This window comes from Streptomyces sp. CA-146814 (genome assembly GCF_050942385.1).
In the GTDB taxonomy this organism is placed as follows: Bacteria; Actinomycetota; Actinomycetes; order Streptomycetales; family Streptomycetaceae; genus Streptomyces.
Window position 1 is genome coordinate 3,332,197 of sequence record NZ_CP192068.1, and the last position, 16,830, is coordinate 3,349,026.

16 protein-coding genes are annotated in these 16,830 nt (G+C 71.2%); 7 read left to right on the top strand and 9 right to left on the bottom strand.

The window, feature by feature from the left end:
• Nucleotides 1-58 precede the first annotated feature (58 nt).
• Complete coding sequence (locus ACQP09_RS14695; protein ID WP_018514302.1) at nt 59-553, top strand: inorganic diphosphatase; 495 nt, start codon at nt 59-61, stop codon at nt 551-553.
• Nucleotides 554-729: 176 nt separating this feature from the next.
• Complete coding sequence (locus tag ACQP09_RS14700) at nt 730-2,433, top strand: threonine/serine ThrE exporter family protein (RefSeq protein WP_433399405.1); 1,704 nt, start codon at nt 730-732, stop codon at nt 2,431-2,433.
• Nucleotides 2,434-2,533: 100 nt separating this feature from the next.
• On the opposite strand, the gene ACQP09_RS14705 is transcribed toward ACQP09_RS14700, so the two are convergent.
• Nucleotides 2,534-3,247 (bottom strand): DedA family protein, encoded by a 714-nt coding sequence (locus ACQP09_RS14705; RefSeq protein ID WP_433399408.1) that lies wholly within the window; start codon nt 3,245-3,247, stop codon nt 2,534-2,536.
• Nucleotides 3,248-3,397: 150 nt separating this feature from the next.
• On the opposite strand from ACQP09_RS14705, the gene ACQP09_RS14710 reads away from it, so the two are divergent.
• From ACQP09_RS14710 to ACQP09_RS14725, 4 genes are all read left to right on the top strand, one after another.
• Nucleotides 3,398-3,763: a YbjQ family protein gene (locus ACQP09_RS14710; protein ID WP_018514299.1), complete on the top strand. Its 366-nt coding sequence runs from the start codon at nt 3,398-3,400 to the stop codon at nt 3,761-3,763.
• A gap of 187 nt (nt 3,764-3,950) precedes the next feature.
• The gene (locus ACQP09_RS14715; RefSeq protein WP_433399411.1) at nt 3,951-5,237 is read left to right on the top strand and encodes an ion channel protein; all 1,287 of its coding nucleotides are present in this window, start codon (nt 3,951-3,953) and stop codon (nt 5,235-5,237) included.
• 124 nt (nt 5,238-5,361) lie between these two features.
• Nucleotides 5,362-5,985: an NAD(P)H:quinone oxidoreductase gene (gene wrbA / locus ACQP09_RS14720; RefSeq protein ID WP_433399414.1), complete on the top strand. Its 624-nt coding sequence runs from the start codon at nt 5,362-5,364 to the stop codon at nt 5,983-5,985.
• Between the two features lie 72 nt (nt 5,986-6,057).
• Nucleotides 6,058-7,485: a glutamate decarboxylase gene (locus ACQP09_RS14725; protein WP_433399417.1), complete on the top strand. Its 1,428-nt coding sequence runs from the start codon at nt 6,058-6,060 to the stop codon at nt 7,483-7,485.
• Nucleotides 7,486-7,492: 7 nt separating this feature from the next.
• On the opposite strand, the gene ACQP09_RS14730 is transcribed toward ACQP09_RS14725, so the two are convergent.
• The 6 genes from ACQP09_RS14730 to ACQP09_RS14755 all read right to left on the bottom strand — a co-directional run bounded on the left by ACQP09_RS14730 (nt 7,493) and on the right by ACQP09_RS14755 (nt 12,995).
• Nucleotides 7,493-8,716, bottom strand: coding sequence for a glycosyltransferase (locus tag ACQP09_RS14730; RefSeq protein ID WP_433399420.1), 1,224 nt, complete (start codon nt 8,714-8,716; stop codon nt 7,493-7,495).
• On the bottom strand, nt 8,703-8,957 hold the full coding sequence (locus tag ACQP09_RS14735) for a hypothetical protein (RefSeq protein ID WP_433399423.1): 255 nt from the start codon (nt 8,955-8,957) through the stop codon (nt 8,703-8,705). Before ACQP09_RS14735 ends, ACQP09_RS14730 begins: the two co-directional genes overlap by 14 nt.
• A 143-nt stretch (nt 8,958-9,100) precedes the next feature.
• On the bottom strand, nt 9,101-9,934 hold the full coding sequence (locus ACQP09_RS14740) for an ABC transporter permease (RefSeq protein ID WP_433399426.1): 834 nt from the start codon (nt 9,932-9,934) through the stop codon (nt 9,101-9,103).
• Nucleotides 9,931-10,932, bottom strand: a complete 1,002-nt coding sequence (locus tag ACQP09_RS14745) for an ATP-binding cassette domain-containing protein (protein WP_433399428.1) — start codon at nt 10,930-10,932, stop codon at nt 9,931-9,933. The genes ACQP09_RS14740 and ACQP09_RS14745 overlap by 4 nt, the downstream gene beginning before the upstream one ends.
• 89 nt (nt 10,933-11,021) lie before the next feature.
• The gene (locus ACQP09_RS14750; RefSeq protein WP_433399431.1) at nt 11,022-11,663 is read right to left on the bottom strand and encodes a PadR family transcriptional regulator; all 642 of its coding nucleotides are present in this window, start codon (nt 11,661-11,663) and stop codon (nt 11,022-11,024) included.
• Between the two features lie 42 nt (nt 11,664-11,705).
• Nucleotides 11,706-12,995: an MFS transporter gene (locus ACQP09_RS14755; protein WP_433399434.1), complete on the bottom strand. Its 1,290-nt coding sequence runs from the start codon at nt 12,993-12,995 to the stop codon at nt 11,706-11,708.
• A 44-nt stretch (nt 12,996-13,039) separates the two neighbouring features.
• Between ACQP09_RS14755 and ACQP09_RS14760 the strand changes: the two genes are divergently transcribed.
• A complete protein-coding gene (locus ACQP09_RS14760; protein WP_433399437.1) occupies nt 13,040-14,077 on the top strand; it encodes a GlxA family transcriptional regulator in 1,038 nt (345 codons plus the stop codon).
• 25 nt (nt 14,078-14,102) lie between these two features.
• Here ACQP09_RS14760 and ACQP09_RS14765 read toward each other — a convergent pair whose 3' ends face one another.
• Nucleotides 14,103-15,560, bottom strand: coding sequence for an aldehyde dehydrogenase family protein (locus tag ACQP09_RS14765; protein ID WP_433399440.1), 1,458 nt, complete (start codon nt 15,558-15,560; stop codon nt 14,103-14,105).
• Nucleotides 15,561-15,618: 58 nt separating this feature from the next.
• Entirely contained in the window at nt 15,619-16,500 is an 882-nt protein-coding gene (locus ACQP09_RS14770; protein WP_432151474.1) for a helix-turn-helix domain-containing protein, read from the bottom strand.
• Nucleotides 16,501-16,830 lie beyond the last annotated feature (330 nt).

The following is a 16,830-nucleotide window of genomic DNA, read 5'->3' on the forward strand; positions in this document are numbered from 1 at the left end:
TTCTGCGTGGGGGACACTTAATCACCCGTCGTATGTGTTGATCATGGAGGAGCCACCCGTGGAGTTCGACGTCACCATCGAGATCCCGAAGGGTTCGCGGAACAAGTACGAGGTGGACCACGAGACCGGTCGGATCCGCCTGGACCGTCGACTCTTCACCTCGACCAGCTACCCGGCCGACTACGGCTTCGTCGAGAACACCCTCGGCGAGGACGGCGACCCGCTGGACGCGCTGGTCATCCTGGACGAGCCGACCTTCCCCGGCTGCCTCATCAAGTGCCGCGCCATCGGCATGTTCCGGATGACGGACGAGGCCGGCGGCGACGACAAGCTGCTGTGTGTCCCGGCGTCGGACCCGCGGGTGGAGCACCTGCGCGACATCCACCACGTGTCGGAGTTCGACCGCCTGGAGATCCAGCACTTCTTCGAGGTCTACAAGGACCTGGAGCCGGGCAAGTCCGTCGAGGGCGCCGACTGGGTCGGCCGTACCGAGGCGGAGGCCGAGATCGAGGCCTCGTACAAGCGTCTTGAGGCGCAGGGCGGCAAGCACTGACGTCCCTCTTCCGGTTCCGCTTGTGAGCCGGACGGCCGTACGGGAACGGGCGGCACACCTTCACGGGTGTGCCGCCCGTTCCGCTGTGCGCACCGTCTCGTCATGCGGTGGTCATGCCGGTGGCCATACTGGGCAGACGTGCGCCCGGAAGATCAGCCGAGGAGGAGCGAGGTCGAGTGGTGGCGGAATCGGGCGGTCCGGAGGACCAGAAGCCCCAGTCCGACGAGGCACGGAGCGCTTTCGCCCCGCCTGCCGGGACGATGCAGCCGGTGTCGCCGCCCGAGGAGGACCATCCGACGTCGGAGTTCGCGATCCCGACCGGGGTGCACCAGGATGCGAGCGGATCCGGTGGTTCCGGTGGCGGCTTCACCGGCGGCCCGAACGCGGACACGCTGAGTTCCGCTTTCACTCCGCCGAGCGGGTACAACGCCCAGCAGGCGCCGCCCGCGTTCACTCCCGCGCAGGGCATTCCGATGGTCAAGCTGACCAAGGAGGCGCCCTGGCAGGACCGGATGCGCACGATGCTCCGGATGCCGGTGACCGAGCGCCCGGCCCCGGAGTCCGTCCAGCGCACCGACGACGACACGGGTCCCGCCGTACCGCGCGTGCTCGACCTGACGCTCCGTATCGGCGAGCTGCTGCTGGCGGGCGGCGAGGGGGCCGAGGACGTCGAGGCGGCGATGTTCGCGGTGACCCGTTCGTACGGGCTCGACCGCAGCGAGCCGACCGTGACGTTCACGCTGCTGTCGATCTCGCACCAGCCCTCGCTGGTCGACGACCCGGTGACGGCGAGCCGTACCGTACGCCGCCGGGGCACCGACTACACCCGGCTGGCGGCCGTGTTCCGGCTGGTCGACGACATCACCAGCGAGGACACCGAGGTCTCGCTGGAGGAGGCCTACCGGCGGCTCGCGGAGATCCGGCGTAACCGGCACCCGTACCCCGGCTGGGTCCTGACGGCGGCCGCCGGGCTGCTCGCCGGTTCGGCCTCCGTGCTGGTCGGCGGTGGGGTGCTGGTCTTCATCGTGGCGGCGGCGGGCGCGATGCTCGGCGACCGGCTGGCGTGGCTCTGCGCCGGGCGCGGGCTGCCGGAGTTCTACCAGTTCACGGTGGCCGCGATGCCGCCGGCCGCGATGGGGGTGGCGCTGACGCTGACCCATTCGACGGACATCCGCCCGTCCGCGGTGATCACCGGTGGGCTCTTCGCGCTGCTGCCGGGGCGGGCGCTGGTGGCGGGCGTGCAGGACGGTCTGACCGGCTACTACATCACCGCCTCCGCCCGCCTCCTGGAAGTCATGTACTTCTTCATCGGGATCGTCGCGGGCGTGCTGATCGTGCTGTACCTGGGGCTGCAGCTGGGGGCGCAGCTCAATCCGGAGGCCCGGTTCACGCCGTACGACGAGCCGGCGGTGCAGATCCTGGCGTCGATGGCGCTGAGCCTGGCCTTCGCGGTGCTGCTCCAGCAGGAGCGCCACACCGTGCTGGCGGTCACCCTCAACGGCGGTGTGGCCTGGATCATCTTCGGCGCGATGGCCCGGACCGGAGACATCTCGCCGGTCGCGGCGACGGCGGTGGCGGCCGGTCTGGTGGGCCTGTTCGGCCAGCTGTTCTCGCGCTACCGGTTCACCTCCTCGCTGCCGTACATCACGGCGGCGATCGGGCCGCTGCTGCCCGGTTCGGCGACGTACTTCGGTCTGCTGGGCGTGGCGCAGAACGAGCTGGACGCCGGGCTCGCCTCGCTGTCCACGGCCGTCGCGACGGCGCTGGCCATCGCGATCGGGGTGAACCTGGGGAGCGAGGTCTCGCGGCTGTTCATGGGGGCGCCGGGCGCGGTCGGCGGAGCGAGCCGCCGGGCGGCGAAGCGGACCAGGGGGTTCTAGATCCTGTCCGGCATACGAGAGCCGCCCCTCCCCGCAGGTTCGGGGAGGGGCGGCTCTCGTATGCGTACGTACGGGAAGGAGGCAGCCGTACGGGAAGGGGTCAGCGCTTGGCGTGGCGGCCGCGGCCGGTGGCCGGGGGGGCCGGCGGGGCCGACGGGCCGTCGGGGGTGCCGAGCGCCTCGGCGGCGGCCTTCTTGCTCTGGCTGCGGGCGCGCAGGACCTCGACCACGATCGGCAGCACGGAGAGCAGCACGATCAGGATGAGGATCTTCTCGATGTGCTCGTGCACGAAGTCGATCTTGCCGAGCATCGCACCGAGCACGGTGACACCCACGCCCCACAGGAGCGCGCCGACGACGTTGTAGATGACGAACAGGCGGTAGTTCATCCGGCTGACGCCCGCGATGATCGGCGTGAACGTCCGCACGATCGGCACGAACCGCGCCAGGACCAGCGACTTCGGTCCGTGCTTCTCGAAGAATACGTGGGCCTTCTCGACGTTCTCCTGCTTGAAGAGGCGGGAGTCCGGGCGCTTGAAGAGGGCCGGGCCGACCTTGCGGCCGAAGAGATAGCCGACCTGGTCGCCGACGATCGCGGCGACGGCGATCAGCGTGCAGACGAGCCAGAGCGGGTACTTCAGCTGTCCTGTGGTCACCAGCAGCCCCGTGGTGAACAGCAGGGAGTCGCCGGGCAGGAAGAAGCCGATCAGGAGTCCGGACTCGGCGAAGACGATGAGAAGAAGGCCGGGGAGGCCGAACGTATTGAGCAGATAGTCCGGGTCCAGCCAGCTCGGGCCGAGCGCAAGCGTATTCAAGGGTCCGGGCTCCAGGATGTGTGCGATGGCGGCTCTGTAGGCCGCCCCAAGCTATCAACGCCCGGTGAACGCCCTTGGTTCCAGTGGCGGACAGCGGGAATGCGCATCCTGCGGAGCAGGGTGAGGCTGACCACAGGAGGTGCCACAAACATGGGCATTGAGGATTTCGGCGGCGGCCAGACGGCCCAGGCGGACGTGCTGGTCGTCACCACCAATGACGTACCGGGCTATCAGGTGACGCAGGTCATCGGTGAGGTCTTCGGCCTGACCGTGCGGTCGCGCCACCTCGGCAGCCAGATCGGCGCCGGGCTGAAGTCGATGATCGGCGGCGAGCTGAAGGGACTGACCAAGACCCTGGTCGAGACCCGCAACCAGGCGATGGAGCGGCTGGTGGAGCAGGCGCGGGCGCGCGGCGCCAACGCGGTCCTGATGATGCGGTTCGACGTGTCGGAGGCGGCGGACGTGGGGACGGAGGTCTGCGCGTACGGGACGGCGGCGGTGATCAGCAAGGTGTGACACGGGGGGGGCGGAGTGGCGAGGCGCGGTCCGGGGGGCGGAGTGGCGAGGCGCGGGCCAGCGGGGGCGGAGTCGTAAGGCCGGAGTCGTAAGGCGCGGTCCGTTGAGGGGCCGGAGTGGCGAGGCACGGTTTCCCTGGGGACCGAATTAGGGCGGTTTAGCCGTTTCGTCGCCCTAGGGTGGGCCGGTGGCCCCCGAATCCCCCGCGCCTCCGCATCCCCGCCCCCCGGCCGCTCCCGCCCGCCGGCTCCTGCCGCTCGTCGTGCCCGCGATCGTCGTCGGCATCGCCTGTGCGCTGATCCTGCTCGGCGTCAGCCTCCTGGCGGAAGAGTTCCAGGACGTGCTCTGGGAGACCCTGCCCGACGCGCTCGGCGTGGGGCGGTTCTCCTCGCTCTGGATGATCGTCATGCTCACCGCGACCGGGCTCGCGGTGGGCCTGGTCCTGCGGGCCGCACCCGGGCACGGCGGGCCCGATCCGGCCACCACCGGGCTGGTGGACGAGCCGATGCGGCCGGGCGTCGTCCCGGGACTCCTCCTGGTGACCGTCCTGGCGCTGGCGGGCGGGGTGAGCCTCGGGCCGGAGAACCCGATCACCGCCGCCAACATCGCGCTCGCCTACTGGCTCGGCCGCCGCGCCGCGCCGGGCGCACCCGCCGAGCTCTGGGTGGTCCTCGCGGCGGCCGGGACGATCGGCGCCCTCTTCGGCACGCCGATCGCCGCCGCGCTGATCCTCTCCGAGACGCTGGCCTCGCAGCCGGGCCCCGGCGCGTTCTGGGACCGGCTCTTCGCGCCGCTCGCGGCCGGTACCGCCGGCGCGCTGACCATGTCGCTGATCGCGGAGCCCAGCTTCGACCTCTCGCTCCCCGCCTACTCCGGACCGCACTGGGGCGACCTGCTCGCCGCCCTTCTGATCGCCTCGGCGGGCGCGCTGCTGGGGCTGCTGGCGGTGTACGCGTTCCCGGTGGCGCACCGGGTCTTCCACGCGTTGCGGCACCCGGTGCTCACGCTGACCGCCGGCGGGCTGGTGCTGGGGCTGCTCGGGGCGCTGGGCGGCCATCTGACGCTCTTCAAGGGGCTGGAGGAGGTGAAGGAGATCGCCGGCGACCCGGACGGGTGGTCGGCCGGGGAGTTCGCGGTGATGGCGGTGGTGAAGGCGGCGGCCCTGGTGGTGGCGGCGACCTGCGGCTTCCGGGGCGGGCGGATCTTCCCGGCGGTCTTCGTGGGCGTGGCGCTCGGGCTCTGCGCGCACGCGCTGGTCGACGCCGTGCCGCCGGCGCTCGCGGTCTCCTGCGCGGTCCTGGGCGTGCTGCTCGCCGTCTCCCGGCAGGGGTGGCTGAGCCTGTTCACGGCGGCGGTGCTGGCCGGCGACGCGTCCGTACTGCCGATGCTCTGCGCCGCCACCCTGCCCGCCTGGCTGCTGGTGACCGGGCGGGCCCAGATGCAGCTGGACGCGGAGGGCAAGGCGCTGCGGTGAGGCGAGGGCGGTAGGCGTACGGGGTCGGGCCGTCCGGCGCGCCGGGTGCGGCGGATATCCGTATCGTCGCTTTCGTACAGCTATCCACAGTTTGGCCTGCCGCTGTCCCGACGGAGGTCCCCGCATGTCCACGCCCGTCAACGTCGCCGTCATCTACTACTCGTCCACCGGCACCATCGCCACCATCGCCCGGGCCATCGCCGAGGACGCCGAGCGGGCCGGGGCGCAGGTGCGGCTGCGGCGGGCGGCCGAGCTCGCTCCGCAGGCGGCGATCGACTCCAACCCGGCGTGGGCCGCCAACATCGAGGCGACCGCCGACATCCCCGAGGTCTCGCCGGACGACATGGTCTGGGCGGACGCGGTGATCTTCGGTTCGCCGACCAGGTACGGGAACGTCACCGCGCAGCTCAAGCAGTTCATCGACACGCTCGGCGGGCTCTGGCAGTCCGGGCAGCTGGCCGACAAGGTCTACAGCGGCTTCACCGCCAGCGCCACCGCCCACGGCGGCCAGGAGTCCACGCTGCTCGCGCTCTACAACACGATCCACCACTTCGGCGGCATCCTCGTCGCGCCCGGGTACACCGACCCGTCGAAGTTCGTCGACGGCAACCCGTACGGCACCTCTCACGTGTCCGGGCAGGGCGACCTCCCGGTCGGTGAGGTGACACTGACCGCCGCCCGGGTGCAGGCCGAGCGGGTCGTGAAGTTCACCCGGGCGCTGAAGGCCGGGCTGTCCGCCGAGAGCTGAGAGACGCGAGAGCCCCAGAGCCCGGGACACCGACAGCCCCAGAAGCCGAGAGCTGAGGAAGAGGACTCCCCCATGCCGCTCCACCGAGGCGCCCACCCGCAGCAGGACGAACCCTCCGAGGAGCAGCGCAGGCTCGCCCTCAACCCCTTCTACGGCGAGGCCGATCCGACGGCGGCGATGAACACCGCGCCGCCCCGGCACCGGCTCCCGGACGGGCCGCTGCCGCCGCTGACGGCGTACCGGCTGGTCCATGACGAGCTGATGCTCGACGGCAACTCCCGGCTCAACCTGGCCACCTTCGTCACCACCTGGATGGAGCCGCAGGCCGGGGTGCTGATGGGTGAGTGCCGGGACAAGAACATGATCGACAAGGACGAGTACCCGCGCACCGCCGAGCTGGAGCGGCGGTGTGTGGCGATGCTCGCCGACCTGTGGAACGCGCCCGATCCGGCGGCGGCCGTGGGGTGTTCGACCACCGGGTCGAGCGAGGCGTGCATGCTGGCCGGGCTCGCCCTCAAGCGCCGCTGGGCGAAGCGGAACGCGGACCGCTATCCCTCGACCGCCCGGCCCAATCTGGTGATGGGCGTCAACGTGCAGGTCTGCTGGGAGAAGTTCTGCAACTTCTGGGAGGTGGAGGCCCGGCAGGTCCCGATGGACGGTGAGCGCTTCCACCTCGACCCGCAGGCCGCCGCCGAACTCTGCGACGAGAACACGATCGGCGTCGTCGGCATCCTCGGCTCCACCTTCGACGGTTCCTACGAGCCCGTCGCCGACCTCTGCGCGGCCCTGGACGCCCTCCAGGAACGCACCGGCCTTGATATCCCCGTCCATGTCGACGGCGCGTCCGGCGCGATGGTGGCGCCCTTCCTCGACCCGGAGCTGGTGTGGGACTTCCGGCTGCCGAGGGTGTCGTCGATCAACACCTCGGGCCACAAGTACGGGCTGGTCTATCCCGGTGTCGGCTGGGCGCTGTGGCGTACGGCGGACGAGCTGCCGGAGGAGCTGGTGTTCCGGGTCAACTACCTGGGCGGCGACATGCCGACGTTCGCGCTGAACTTCTCGCGGCCGGGTGCGCAGGTGGTGGCGCAGTACTACACGTTCCTGCGCCTGGGCCACGACGGCTACCGCGCGGTCCAGCAGGCCTCCCGGGACGTGGCGTGCGGGCTGGCCCGGTCGGTCGAGGAGCTGGGCGACTTCCGACTCCTCACCCGGGGCGACGAGTTGCCGGTCTTCGCCTTCACGACGACCGCCGACGTCCACGCGTACGACGTGTTCGACGTCTCCCGCCGGCTGCGGGAGCGCGGCTGGCTGGTCCCGGCCTACACCTTCCCGGCCAACCGGCAGGACCTGTCGGTGCTGCGGGTGGTGTGCCGCAACGGATTCTCCTCCGATCTGGCCGCGCTGCTGATCGAGGACCTGAAGCTGCTGCTCCCCGAACTGCGGTCGCAGAAGCACCCGTCGAGCCACGACCGGGCGGCCGCCACGGCCTTCCACCACTGAGAGGCTTTCAGGTGTCGCTGCGGGGCAGGTCCCAGACGACCCTGCGGTCGCGGGGGCCGTGGAGCAGGCCGGGGGTCTGCGAGGCGAGGGCGGCCAGGGCGTTGATGGTCCAGTACGCCAGCGGGTAGAGCGGCAGCAGGAGGCAGGCGTACGGGAGTCTGGGGTCGAGGCGGAGGTCGACCAGTACGGCGATGACGATCTGGATCATGGCGATCACGGCGATGCCGACGCCCCACGCCAGCATGGCGCCGAACCGGGCCTCCTCCGGGGCGACGACCCAGCGGACGAAGGCGTAGACCATGGCGATCAGCATGCAGCCGACCCAGAGGTAGGAGAGCAGCGCTTCGAGCGCGATGGGCCACATCACGGCGTGCTTCGGGCGGGCGACGGTACGGGCGTGGGTGCGCAGGACCTCGCCCTGGCCGCGCGCCCAGCGGGTGCGCTGGGCCCAGATGCCGGAGAGCGTCTCGGGGACCTGCATGCCGACGAGGGCGTTGGGGGCGAAGCCGGTGAGGTGACCGGCCTGGAGGAGGCGCCAGGTCAGTTCGATGTCCTCGGTGGCCATCCTGGGGTCGTAGCCGCCGACGGCGAGGACGGCGTCGCGGCGGAAGAGGCCGAGGACGCCCGCCACCGTGCCGACCCGGCCCGCGAGCGCGTGCGTACGGCGGATGAGGCCGATCAGGGACGCCGTCTCCAGCATCTGCATGGTCGCGATCACGCTGCCCCGGTTGGTGACGCGGGGACAGCCCGCGATGGCGGCGTACCGGGGTGAGCGCAGGATCCGGCGGACCAGGTGGGTGACGGCGTCGGCGTGGAGGTGGGTGTCGGCGTCGGTGACGAGGACCAGGTCGTGGCGGGCCCGCCGCATGCCGTCGTTGAGCCGGTCGGCCTTGCCGCGGTTCACACCGTCGTCGACCACGGTGATCCGGTCGTCGCCCTCGGCGGCCGCGCGGGCCGCTGCCACGGTGGCGTCGGTGGAGCCGTCGTTGAGGATCAGGATCTCCAGCGCCGGGTAGTCGACGATGCGCAGGGCCGCCACGCAGCCGGCGATCACCTTCTCCTCGTTGTAGGCGGGGACGAGGACGGTCACCCCCGGCCAGCCGCCCGGCGGGTCGACGGCCCGGGGGCGTTCCTCGGTGAGGCGGAACATCACCCCGCCGACCATCCACGCGGCGCCGGTGACCACGGGGTAGAACGCGAGGAAGACCAGCAGGACGTCAATCGGGGACACGGCGTTCCTCCCGGTGCCGCAGGACGATGCCGCAGGCGAGCGCGGCACCGAAGACGAGCCAGGAGACACCGGTGACCAGGAGCAGGTGCCGCACGATGTAGGTCCCGCCGAGCAGGACCACCGCGATCACCCCCGCCGCCGCCCACACCACGCCGCCCAGCAGGAACGCGACCGCCTTGCGCGCCCGCGACATCGGGTGCACGGGCCGGAACCGCGCCACCGGCCGCTCCGCCATGCTCATGCCTCCGCCCTGCCGTACTCGGACTGTTCGCTCATTCCGTGACAGAACAGCATATATTCCCGACAGAACGCGGAGGCGACACGGGCGGCCACCCCGGTGGGTGGCCGCCGCCCCGGCGGGTGGTCCGCCGCCACCGCCCGCGGCTACCTGCTGAGCCGCGCGAACTTCCGTACCGCCAGCGGGAAGAACACCGCGATGATCGTCACCGGCCAGAGGAGCGCGAGGAGTTGGGCGTGTTCGGCGGCCCAGGAGCCGGTGGCGCCGCCCGGGTTGCCGAACAACTCCCGTACGGCGGTGGCGGTCGCGGACATCGGGTTCCACTCGACCACCGCGCCCAGCCAGCCCGGCATCGACGCCGGTGCGGCGAACACGTTGGAGAGGAAGCCGACCGGCCAGACCAGGATCTGGACCGCCTGCACCAGCTCGGGCCGCCCCGCCACCATGGCCAGGTGGATGCCGACCCAGAGCATCGCGAACCGCAGCAGGAGCAGCAGCCCCACCGCGCCGAGGGCGGCCGTCGTCCCGTTGTGCCAGCGCCAGCCGACCGCGTAACCGACCCCGCCCATCACCGCGAGCGCCGCCGTCGACTGGAGCATGTCCGCGGCGCTGCGGCCGACCAGGACCGCGCCCGGGACCATCGGCAGCGAGCGGAACCGGTCGATGACGCCCTTGTTCAGGTCCTGGGTCACCGCGAGCATCGTGCTCTCCAGGCCGAAGGCCATGGTCAGCGCGAGCATCCCGGGGACCAGGTACTCGGTGGGGTCGCCCGCCACGCCCCGGCCGCCGCCGACCAGGTACGTGAACATCAGGAGCAGCATCACCGGGAAGGCCAGACCCACGACCACCGCGACGGGCTGCCGGGCCCAGTGGGCGAGTTCGCGGCGGGTCATCGTCCAGGAGTCGGTCAGGGCCCAGGTGAGCCTGGTGCCTCCGCCGGGTGCCGTGGTCAGGTCGTCGATCGCTGTCGTCGTGCTCATGCCGCCGCCTCCGTCGTCTCGCGTACCGCCCGGTCGCCGGCGGGCGCTCCGGCCTCGGCGGGCCGTCCGGTTCCCTGGCCTCCCGTCAGCGACAGGAACACCTCGTCCAGCGTCGGGCGGCGCACCGCGATGTCCTCCGCCTCGATGCCCGCCTCCTGAAGCGCCCGGACCGCTCCCGTCAGGGCCGCCATCCGGTCCGAGGCCGGGGCGCTGATCAGGCGGCGGTCCGGGTCGAGCGCCGGCGCCTCGGCGCCCAGCAGCGCGGCCGCCTCCGCCAGCCGGGCCGCGTCGCGCAGGACGATGTCGATGCGGTCGCCGCCGACGAGCGCCTTGAGCTGGTCGGAGGTGCCTTCGGCGGCGGCCCTGCCCTCGTCGATCAGCGAGATCCGGTCGGCCAGCTGGTCCGCCTCCTCCAGATACTGCGTGGTCAGCAGGACGGTGGTGCCGCCGCCGACCAGGGACCGTACGGCGGCCCAGACCTCGGCCCGGCCGCGCGGGTCCAGGCCGGTGGTGGGCTCGTCCAGGAAGAGGACCGCCGGTTCGGTGATCAGCGAGGCGGCGAGGTCGAGCCGCCTGCGCATCCCGCCGCTGTACTGCTTGACCGCCTTACGTCCGGTGTCCGCGAGCCCGAACCGCTCCAGGAGCTCGTCGGCCCGGCTGCCCGCCCGGCGTGCGCCCAGGTGGTACAGCCGCCCGAACATCTCCAGGTTCTGCCGGCCGCCGAGCTGCTCGTCCACCGCCGCGTGCTGGCCGAGCAGCCCGATCCTCCGCCGCACGTCGGACGCCCGTTCGCGGACGTCGAGCCCGGCCACGGTGACCCGGCCGGCGTCGGGGCGCAGCAGCGTCGACATGATCCGTACGGCGGTGGTCTTGCCGGCCCCGTTGGAGCCGAGCACCGCGTGGACGGTGCCGGCTCCGACCGTGAGGTCCAGCCCGTCGAGGGCGCGTTTCTCCCCGTACCGCTTGTGCACGCCGTCCAGGACGATCGCTTCGGTCACGTTCCCCGCCACCCTTCGGTCACCACCACGTAGTCAAACTTGACTAGCAGCTCGAAGGTCAACCTGGTTCCGTCATTCGTCAAACTTGATTAGTCGTCGTCCCCGGGGTCCGGGACGCCCGTCGCGTACGGGTTCTCCTCACCCTCCGCCAGCACCCCGATGAACGGGTCGCCCTCACCGTGGAAGGTGTACGCGCCGCCCTCGATCCGCTCGATCAGGCCGCGGGTCCACTCCGCGCCCGCGTCGGCCGAGTGCACCCACAGGTTCATGATCTCGCCGATGTGGCCGAGCGATTCGGGGCCGTCCTCGGGCGTGTAGTACTCGGTGACCGAGTCCCGCCACTCCTTCATCCCCTCCACCCGCTCCTTGAGCAGCGCCACCGCCTCTCCGCGGGGCAGGTCGACGATGAAGCCGATCGCCGCCGAGAGGACGTCGAGGTTCTGGTCGTACGAGCGGATGGCGTCGCGCAGCAGAGCGCGGTACTCCGCGAGCCCCTCCTCCGTGACCTCGTACTCGGTACGCGGCGGGCCGCCGGCGGTGGAGGGGGCCGTCTCGTGCGCGAGGAGCAGCCCCTGCTTCGCCATCTGCTTCAGCGCGTGGTAGATCGACCCGGGCTTGGCGTTGGACCACTCGTGGGCGCCCCAGTACTCCAGGTCGTTGCGGACCTGGTAACCGTGCGCGCGGCCGTGCATGCGCACCGCGCCGAGGACCAGCAGCCGGATCGCGGACATGGCACCCATCCATCCCGTCCCGGGGCTCGGATCCCGGGCTTCCTATTCAACTTTGACTAGGGTAGCCCGTACGGTCATCGCCAGCAGCGCCGCGACCAGGCATCCGGCACCGAGCGCGGCCCACACCACGTCGTACGTACCGAACACGTCCCGTGCCGTCGCGCCGAGGAAGGCCGAGGCGCCCGCGCCCAGTTGGTGGGCGGCGTTGGTCCAGCCGAAGACGATGGGGCCGTCCTCTCCGTACGCGCGGCGGCAGAGCTCGATCACCGGCGGCACGGTCGCCACATCGACCAGCCCGTAGACGAACACGAAGAGGAGCATCGGAGCCGTCACCGCCGAGGAGAACACCATGGGCAGAGCGAGCAGGGTCAGCGCCCGGACCGCGAAGCAGACGGTCAGCAGGCGGCGCGGGTCGAAGCGGTCGGTCAGCCAGCCGGAGAGGAGCGCGCCGAGAGCGGAGAAGACGCCGATCAGCGAGAGCAGCGAGGCCGCGGCTGTCGGCCGCATACCGTGATCGTGCGCGGCAGGCGCCCAGTTGGACCACATGATGCCGTTGGTGGAGGCGCCGCAGAGGACGAACATCCCGGCCAGCAGCCAGAACGGGCGGGTACGCAGAGCTCCGGAGAGAACCTTCAGCGTACGGGTCGCGGCCCCGGGGGAAGGGGGCGGCGCGGGCACGAACTCCGTTGCCCCGTAGGGCCTTACGCCGACATCGGCCGGGTGGTCGCGGAGCGCCAGGAACACCAGGGCGGCGACAGCGAGCGCCACGAGCGCCAGGGTCACCACCGGCGGCCGCCAGCCGTGCCGCTCCACGGCCCCGGCGAGCAGCGGCAGGAAGAGCAACTGGCCCAGATGGCTGGAGGAACTGAGCGCGCCCGTGACCAGGCCGCGGCGCCGGTCGAACCAGCGGGCAGTAACAGCGGCCGCGAACGTCATGGTGAGGCAGCCGCTGCCGAGGCCGGTCAACACGCCCCAGTAGGCAACTAGTTGCCACGGCTCGGTCATGAAGCCGGTGAGTACGGCGCCCGCCGCGACGAGCAGCAGCGCCCCGCCGGCCACCCGGCGCGCGCCCACCCGGTCCATCAGGGCCGCCGCGAAAGGCGCGGTGAGGCCGAACAGGACCATGTTGACGGAGGCGGCGAGCGCGACCTGGCCCCGCTCCCAGGCGAACTCCTCGTGGAGCGGCGCCACCAGCAGTCCGGGCACGGTGGTGAACGCCCCGGCGGTGACGACGGCCGCGCCCGCGACGGCGGCGATCAGCCAGGCCCGGTGGGGGCGGCGGGTCGGTGCGGCGGTCCGGTCGGTGGTCTGTTCCGTAGTCGTAGGGGCCATGGGACCAGCCTGGCGACCGGCGGCCCACCGCTGCGAGTGTCCAGATGGACCAGGTGCGCAAGAATATGGCCATGCCTTCCAGGTCTGACGTCTTCACCCACCCCGGGCGGCACCGCGTCGCCGTCCTCGCCCGTGCCGTCCTGCTCCCCATCGAGCTCGGCATCGTCCACCAGCTCTTCGGCCAGGCCAGAAGGGGTGCCACGGCGGACGGGGAGCCGCTGTACGAGGTCGTCACCTGCTCGCTCCGGCCGGGTGACGTGCGTACGGACGGGGACTTCACGGTGGCGGTCCGGCACGGGCCGGAGGCGCTGGCCGAGGCCGACACGGTGATCGTCCTGTCGTCGTACGAGGACTACGTGCAGGACACTCCGGCGCTCGCGGCCCCGCTCGCCGAGGCCTTCGCCCGAATCCGGCCCGGCACCCGGGTGGCCTCGATCTGCACCGGCGCCTTCGTGCTGGCCTCCGCCGGACTGCTCGACGGCCGCACCGCGACCACGCACTGGCGGTACACGGAGCTCTTCGCCCGGCTGTTCCCCCGGGTCCGGCTCGATCCCGACGTGCTCTACACGGACGGCGGCGATGTCCTGACCTCGGCCGGGTGCGCCTCCGGCATCGACCTGTGCCTGCACATGATCCGGCGCGACCACGGGACGGCCGTCACCAACGATGTGGCGCGGCGGACCGTCGTACCGCCTCATCGCGAGGGCGGGCAGGTGCAGTACATCCGGCGGCCCGTGCCGCCTTCGGCCGCGTCCGGCACCTCGGCCGCCCGCGCGTGGGCCCTGCGGCGGCTCCAGGACCCCATCACTCTGGGACAGTTGGCGGCCCGCGAGGCTATGAGCGTACGGAACTTCAACCGGCGCTTCCGTGAGGAGGTCGGCACCACTCCGATGACCTGGCTCAACCAGCAACGCGTCGAGCTGGCCCGGGAGTTGCTGGAGGAGTCCGATCTGGCCGTCGAGCAGGTGGCCGAGCGGACCGGGCTCGGGTCGGCGGCCAACCTGCGACGGCACTTCCAGGAGGCGCTGGGCGTCTCGCCGAGCACCTACCGTACGACGTTCCGCGGGCCGCCGGTCCGGTGAGGCGGCGGCGCGCCGTCAGGACGGGTCAGAACGGGAAGACCGAGCGGCCGTGCTGGATCGACAGCCACTTCAGCGTCGTGAACGCCTCCACGACCGCCTCGCCGTTCAGCCGCCCCACGCCGGACGTCTTCTCGCCGCCGAACGCCACCAGCGGGTCGTCCTGGACGGTGGAGTCGTTGACGTGGAACATCCCGCTGACGATCCGCTGCGCGAACCGCACACCGCGCTCCGCGTCGCCCGTGTGCACGGCGCCGCTCAGCCCGTAGGGGCTGTCGTTGACGATCGCCACGGCCTCGTCCTCGCCGTCGAACGTCATCAGCAGGGCCACCGGGCCGAGGATCTCCTGCGTCGGCAGCGGCGAGTCCTGCGGGAGGTCCGTCAGGACGGTCGGCTCCACGACGTTGCCGCGGGTTCGGCCCCGTACGAGCGCTGTCGCGCCGTCCGCGACCGCGCGGTCGACCAGGGCGGTCAGCGCGTCGGCCTGGAGCGCGTTGACGACCGGGCCGATCCGGGTCTCCGGGTCACGCGGGTCGCCGGCCTTCAGCGCGGCCACGGCGGCGGTGAAGCGCTCGGTGAACTCGGCGGCCACCGACCGGTCCACCAGGATGCGGTTGGCCGCCATGCTGACCTGGCCCTGGTAGAGGAAGCGGCTGAAGACCGCCGCCCGGACCGCGTAGTCGATGTCGGCGTCCTCCAGCACCACCAGGGCGCTGTTGCCGCTGAGTTCGAGAATGGTCCGCTTGAAGAAACCGGCCGCCGTCGCGGCTATGTGGCGGCCGACCCGGTCGGAGCCGCTGAACGAGATCACCCTCGGCACCGGATGCTCGATGAACGCGTCGCCGATCTCGGCGCTGTCGGTGACCACGACGTTGAGCAGCCCGGCCGGCAGCCCGGCGTCCTCGAATATCTTCGCGATCAGTCCGCCGCCGACGACGGGCGCGCTCTGGTGCGGCTTCACGACGACCGCGTTGCCGAGCCCGAGCGCGGGCGCGACCGACTTCATGCCCACCAGGAAAGGGAAGTTGAAGGCACTGATCACACCGACGACGCCGACGGGAAGCCGGTAGAGGCGGTTCTCCCGGCCGTCGGAGACCGCGGGCAGCAGCCGGCCGGTGGGCCGCAGCGACTGCCGGATCGCCTCGCGCAGGACCTCGCTCACGCCGCGCACCTCGTACTCCGCGCGCAGCCGGGTGCCGCCCAGCTCGTCGATGATCGCCTCGACGATCTGCTCGGTGCGCTCGCCGGTGATGCGCAGGGCCCGTTCCAGGACGGCCCGCCGCTCGTACGGATTGGTGGCGGCCCACTCCTGCTGCGCGCGCTCGGCCGCCCGGTAGGCCTGGTCGACCTCCACCGCGGTCGCCACGGTGACGGAGGCGAGTTTCTCACCGTTGTAGGGATTGAAATCGATGATGTCCCATGAGCCGCTGCCCGTGCGCCACTCGCCATCGATGTACTGGTGGGCCAGTTCATGGAAGAAGGACATGCAATCCCTTACTGCAGGCGTCTCCACACTCCTGATGTGACGTCATCGTAACGACTAATCAAGTCAGTTGGAGGAGTCCGCGCAGGAGATCCCGGCTCTCCTCAGGACCGGGACTGTCCTTGCGCAGGCATCCCATGGCCTTTTCGTACTGCGCGACTTCCTCGGGCTTGTCCAGATAGAGCGCACTTGTCAGCTGCTCCAAATAGACAATGTCCGACAGATCGGATTCCGGGAATCGCAGCATGGTGAACGAACCGCTCTCGCCCGCATGCCCTCCGTAGCTGAAGGGCATGACTTGGAGCGTGATGTTCGGCTGCTCCGACATGTCGATCAGATGCCGCAATTGGGCGCGCATGACGTCGCGTTCGCCGTACGGACGGCGGAGCGCGGCCTCGTCCAGCACGGCGTGGAAGGCCGGGGCCCGCTCGGAGACGAGGACCTTCTGGCGCTCCAGACGCAGCGCGACCCGGCGCTCGATGTCGGCGGCCGAGGCGCCGCGCATACCGCGCGCGACCACGGCGTGGGCGTAGGCCTCGGTCTGCAACAGGCCGTGCACGAACTGGACTTCATAGATACGGATGACCGAGGCCGCCCCCTCCAGACCCACATAGGTCTGGAACCAGCCGGGCAGCGCATTGCCGTAACTGTGCCACCAGCCCGCCACATTGGCCTCGCGCGCCAGACCGAGGAGCGCGTCGCGCTCCGCGGCGTCCGCGACACCGTAGAGCGTGAGCAGATCCTCGACGTCCCTGGCCTTGAAGCTCACCCGTCCCAACTCCATGCGGCTGATCTTCGATTCGGAGGCCCGGATGGAGTAGCCGGCCGCCTCACGGGTGATGCCGCGCGACTCCCGCAGCCTTCTGAGCTGAGAGCCCAGCAGGATGCGCCGCACCACCGATCCACTCGACTCGCCTGCCGACACTGGTGTGACCCTCCCCATCGCCTACCGGGCACTCGGGGCGCCCCCAGAACCCCTCGACCCCGAAGCCACGGATTCTGCCACCAAAACGCTTCAGCCCGTACTCATTCGATTACGGAAATGGGAAGACGTCCGGAAAGCTCCGAAACTGCCCGACGGAAGAAATGCGCCGGAATCACCACGGTACCGGGCAGGTCCGGCGCGTGCACGTGCATCTGCCCTTGCATCTGCTGTGCGCATTGGGAAGCATGACCCCTGCGCACCTGCGTGCTCGTGTTGTGCCGCTGTACCCCCCGCAGTACCGCTGACAGGCAGTGCCGCTACAGCCGCGAATCCCGGGAGTGCCTCGTA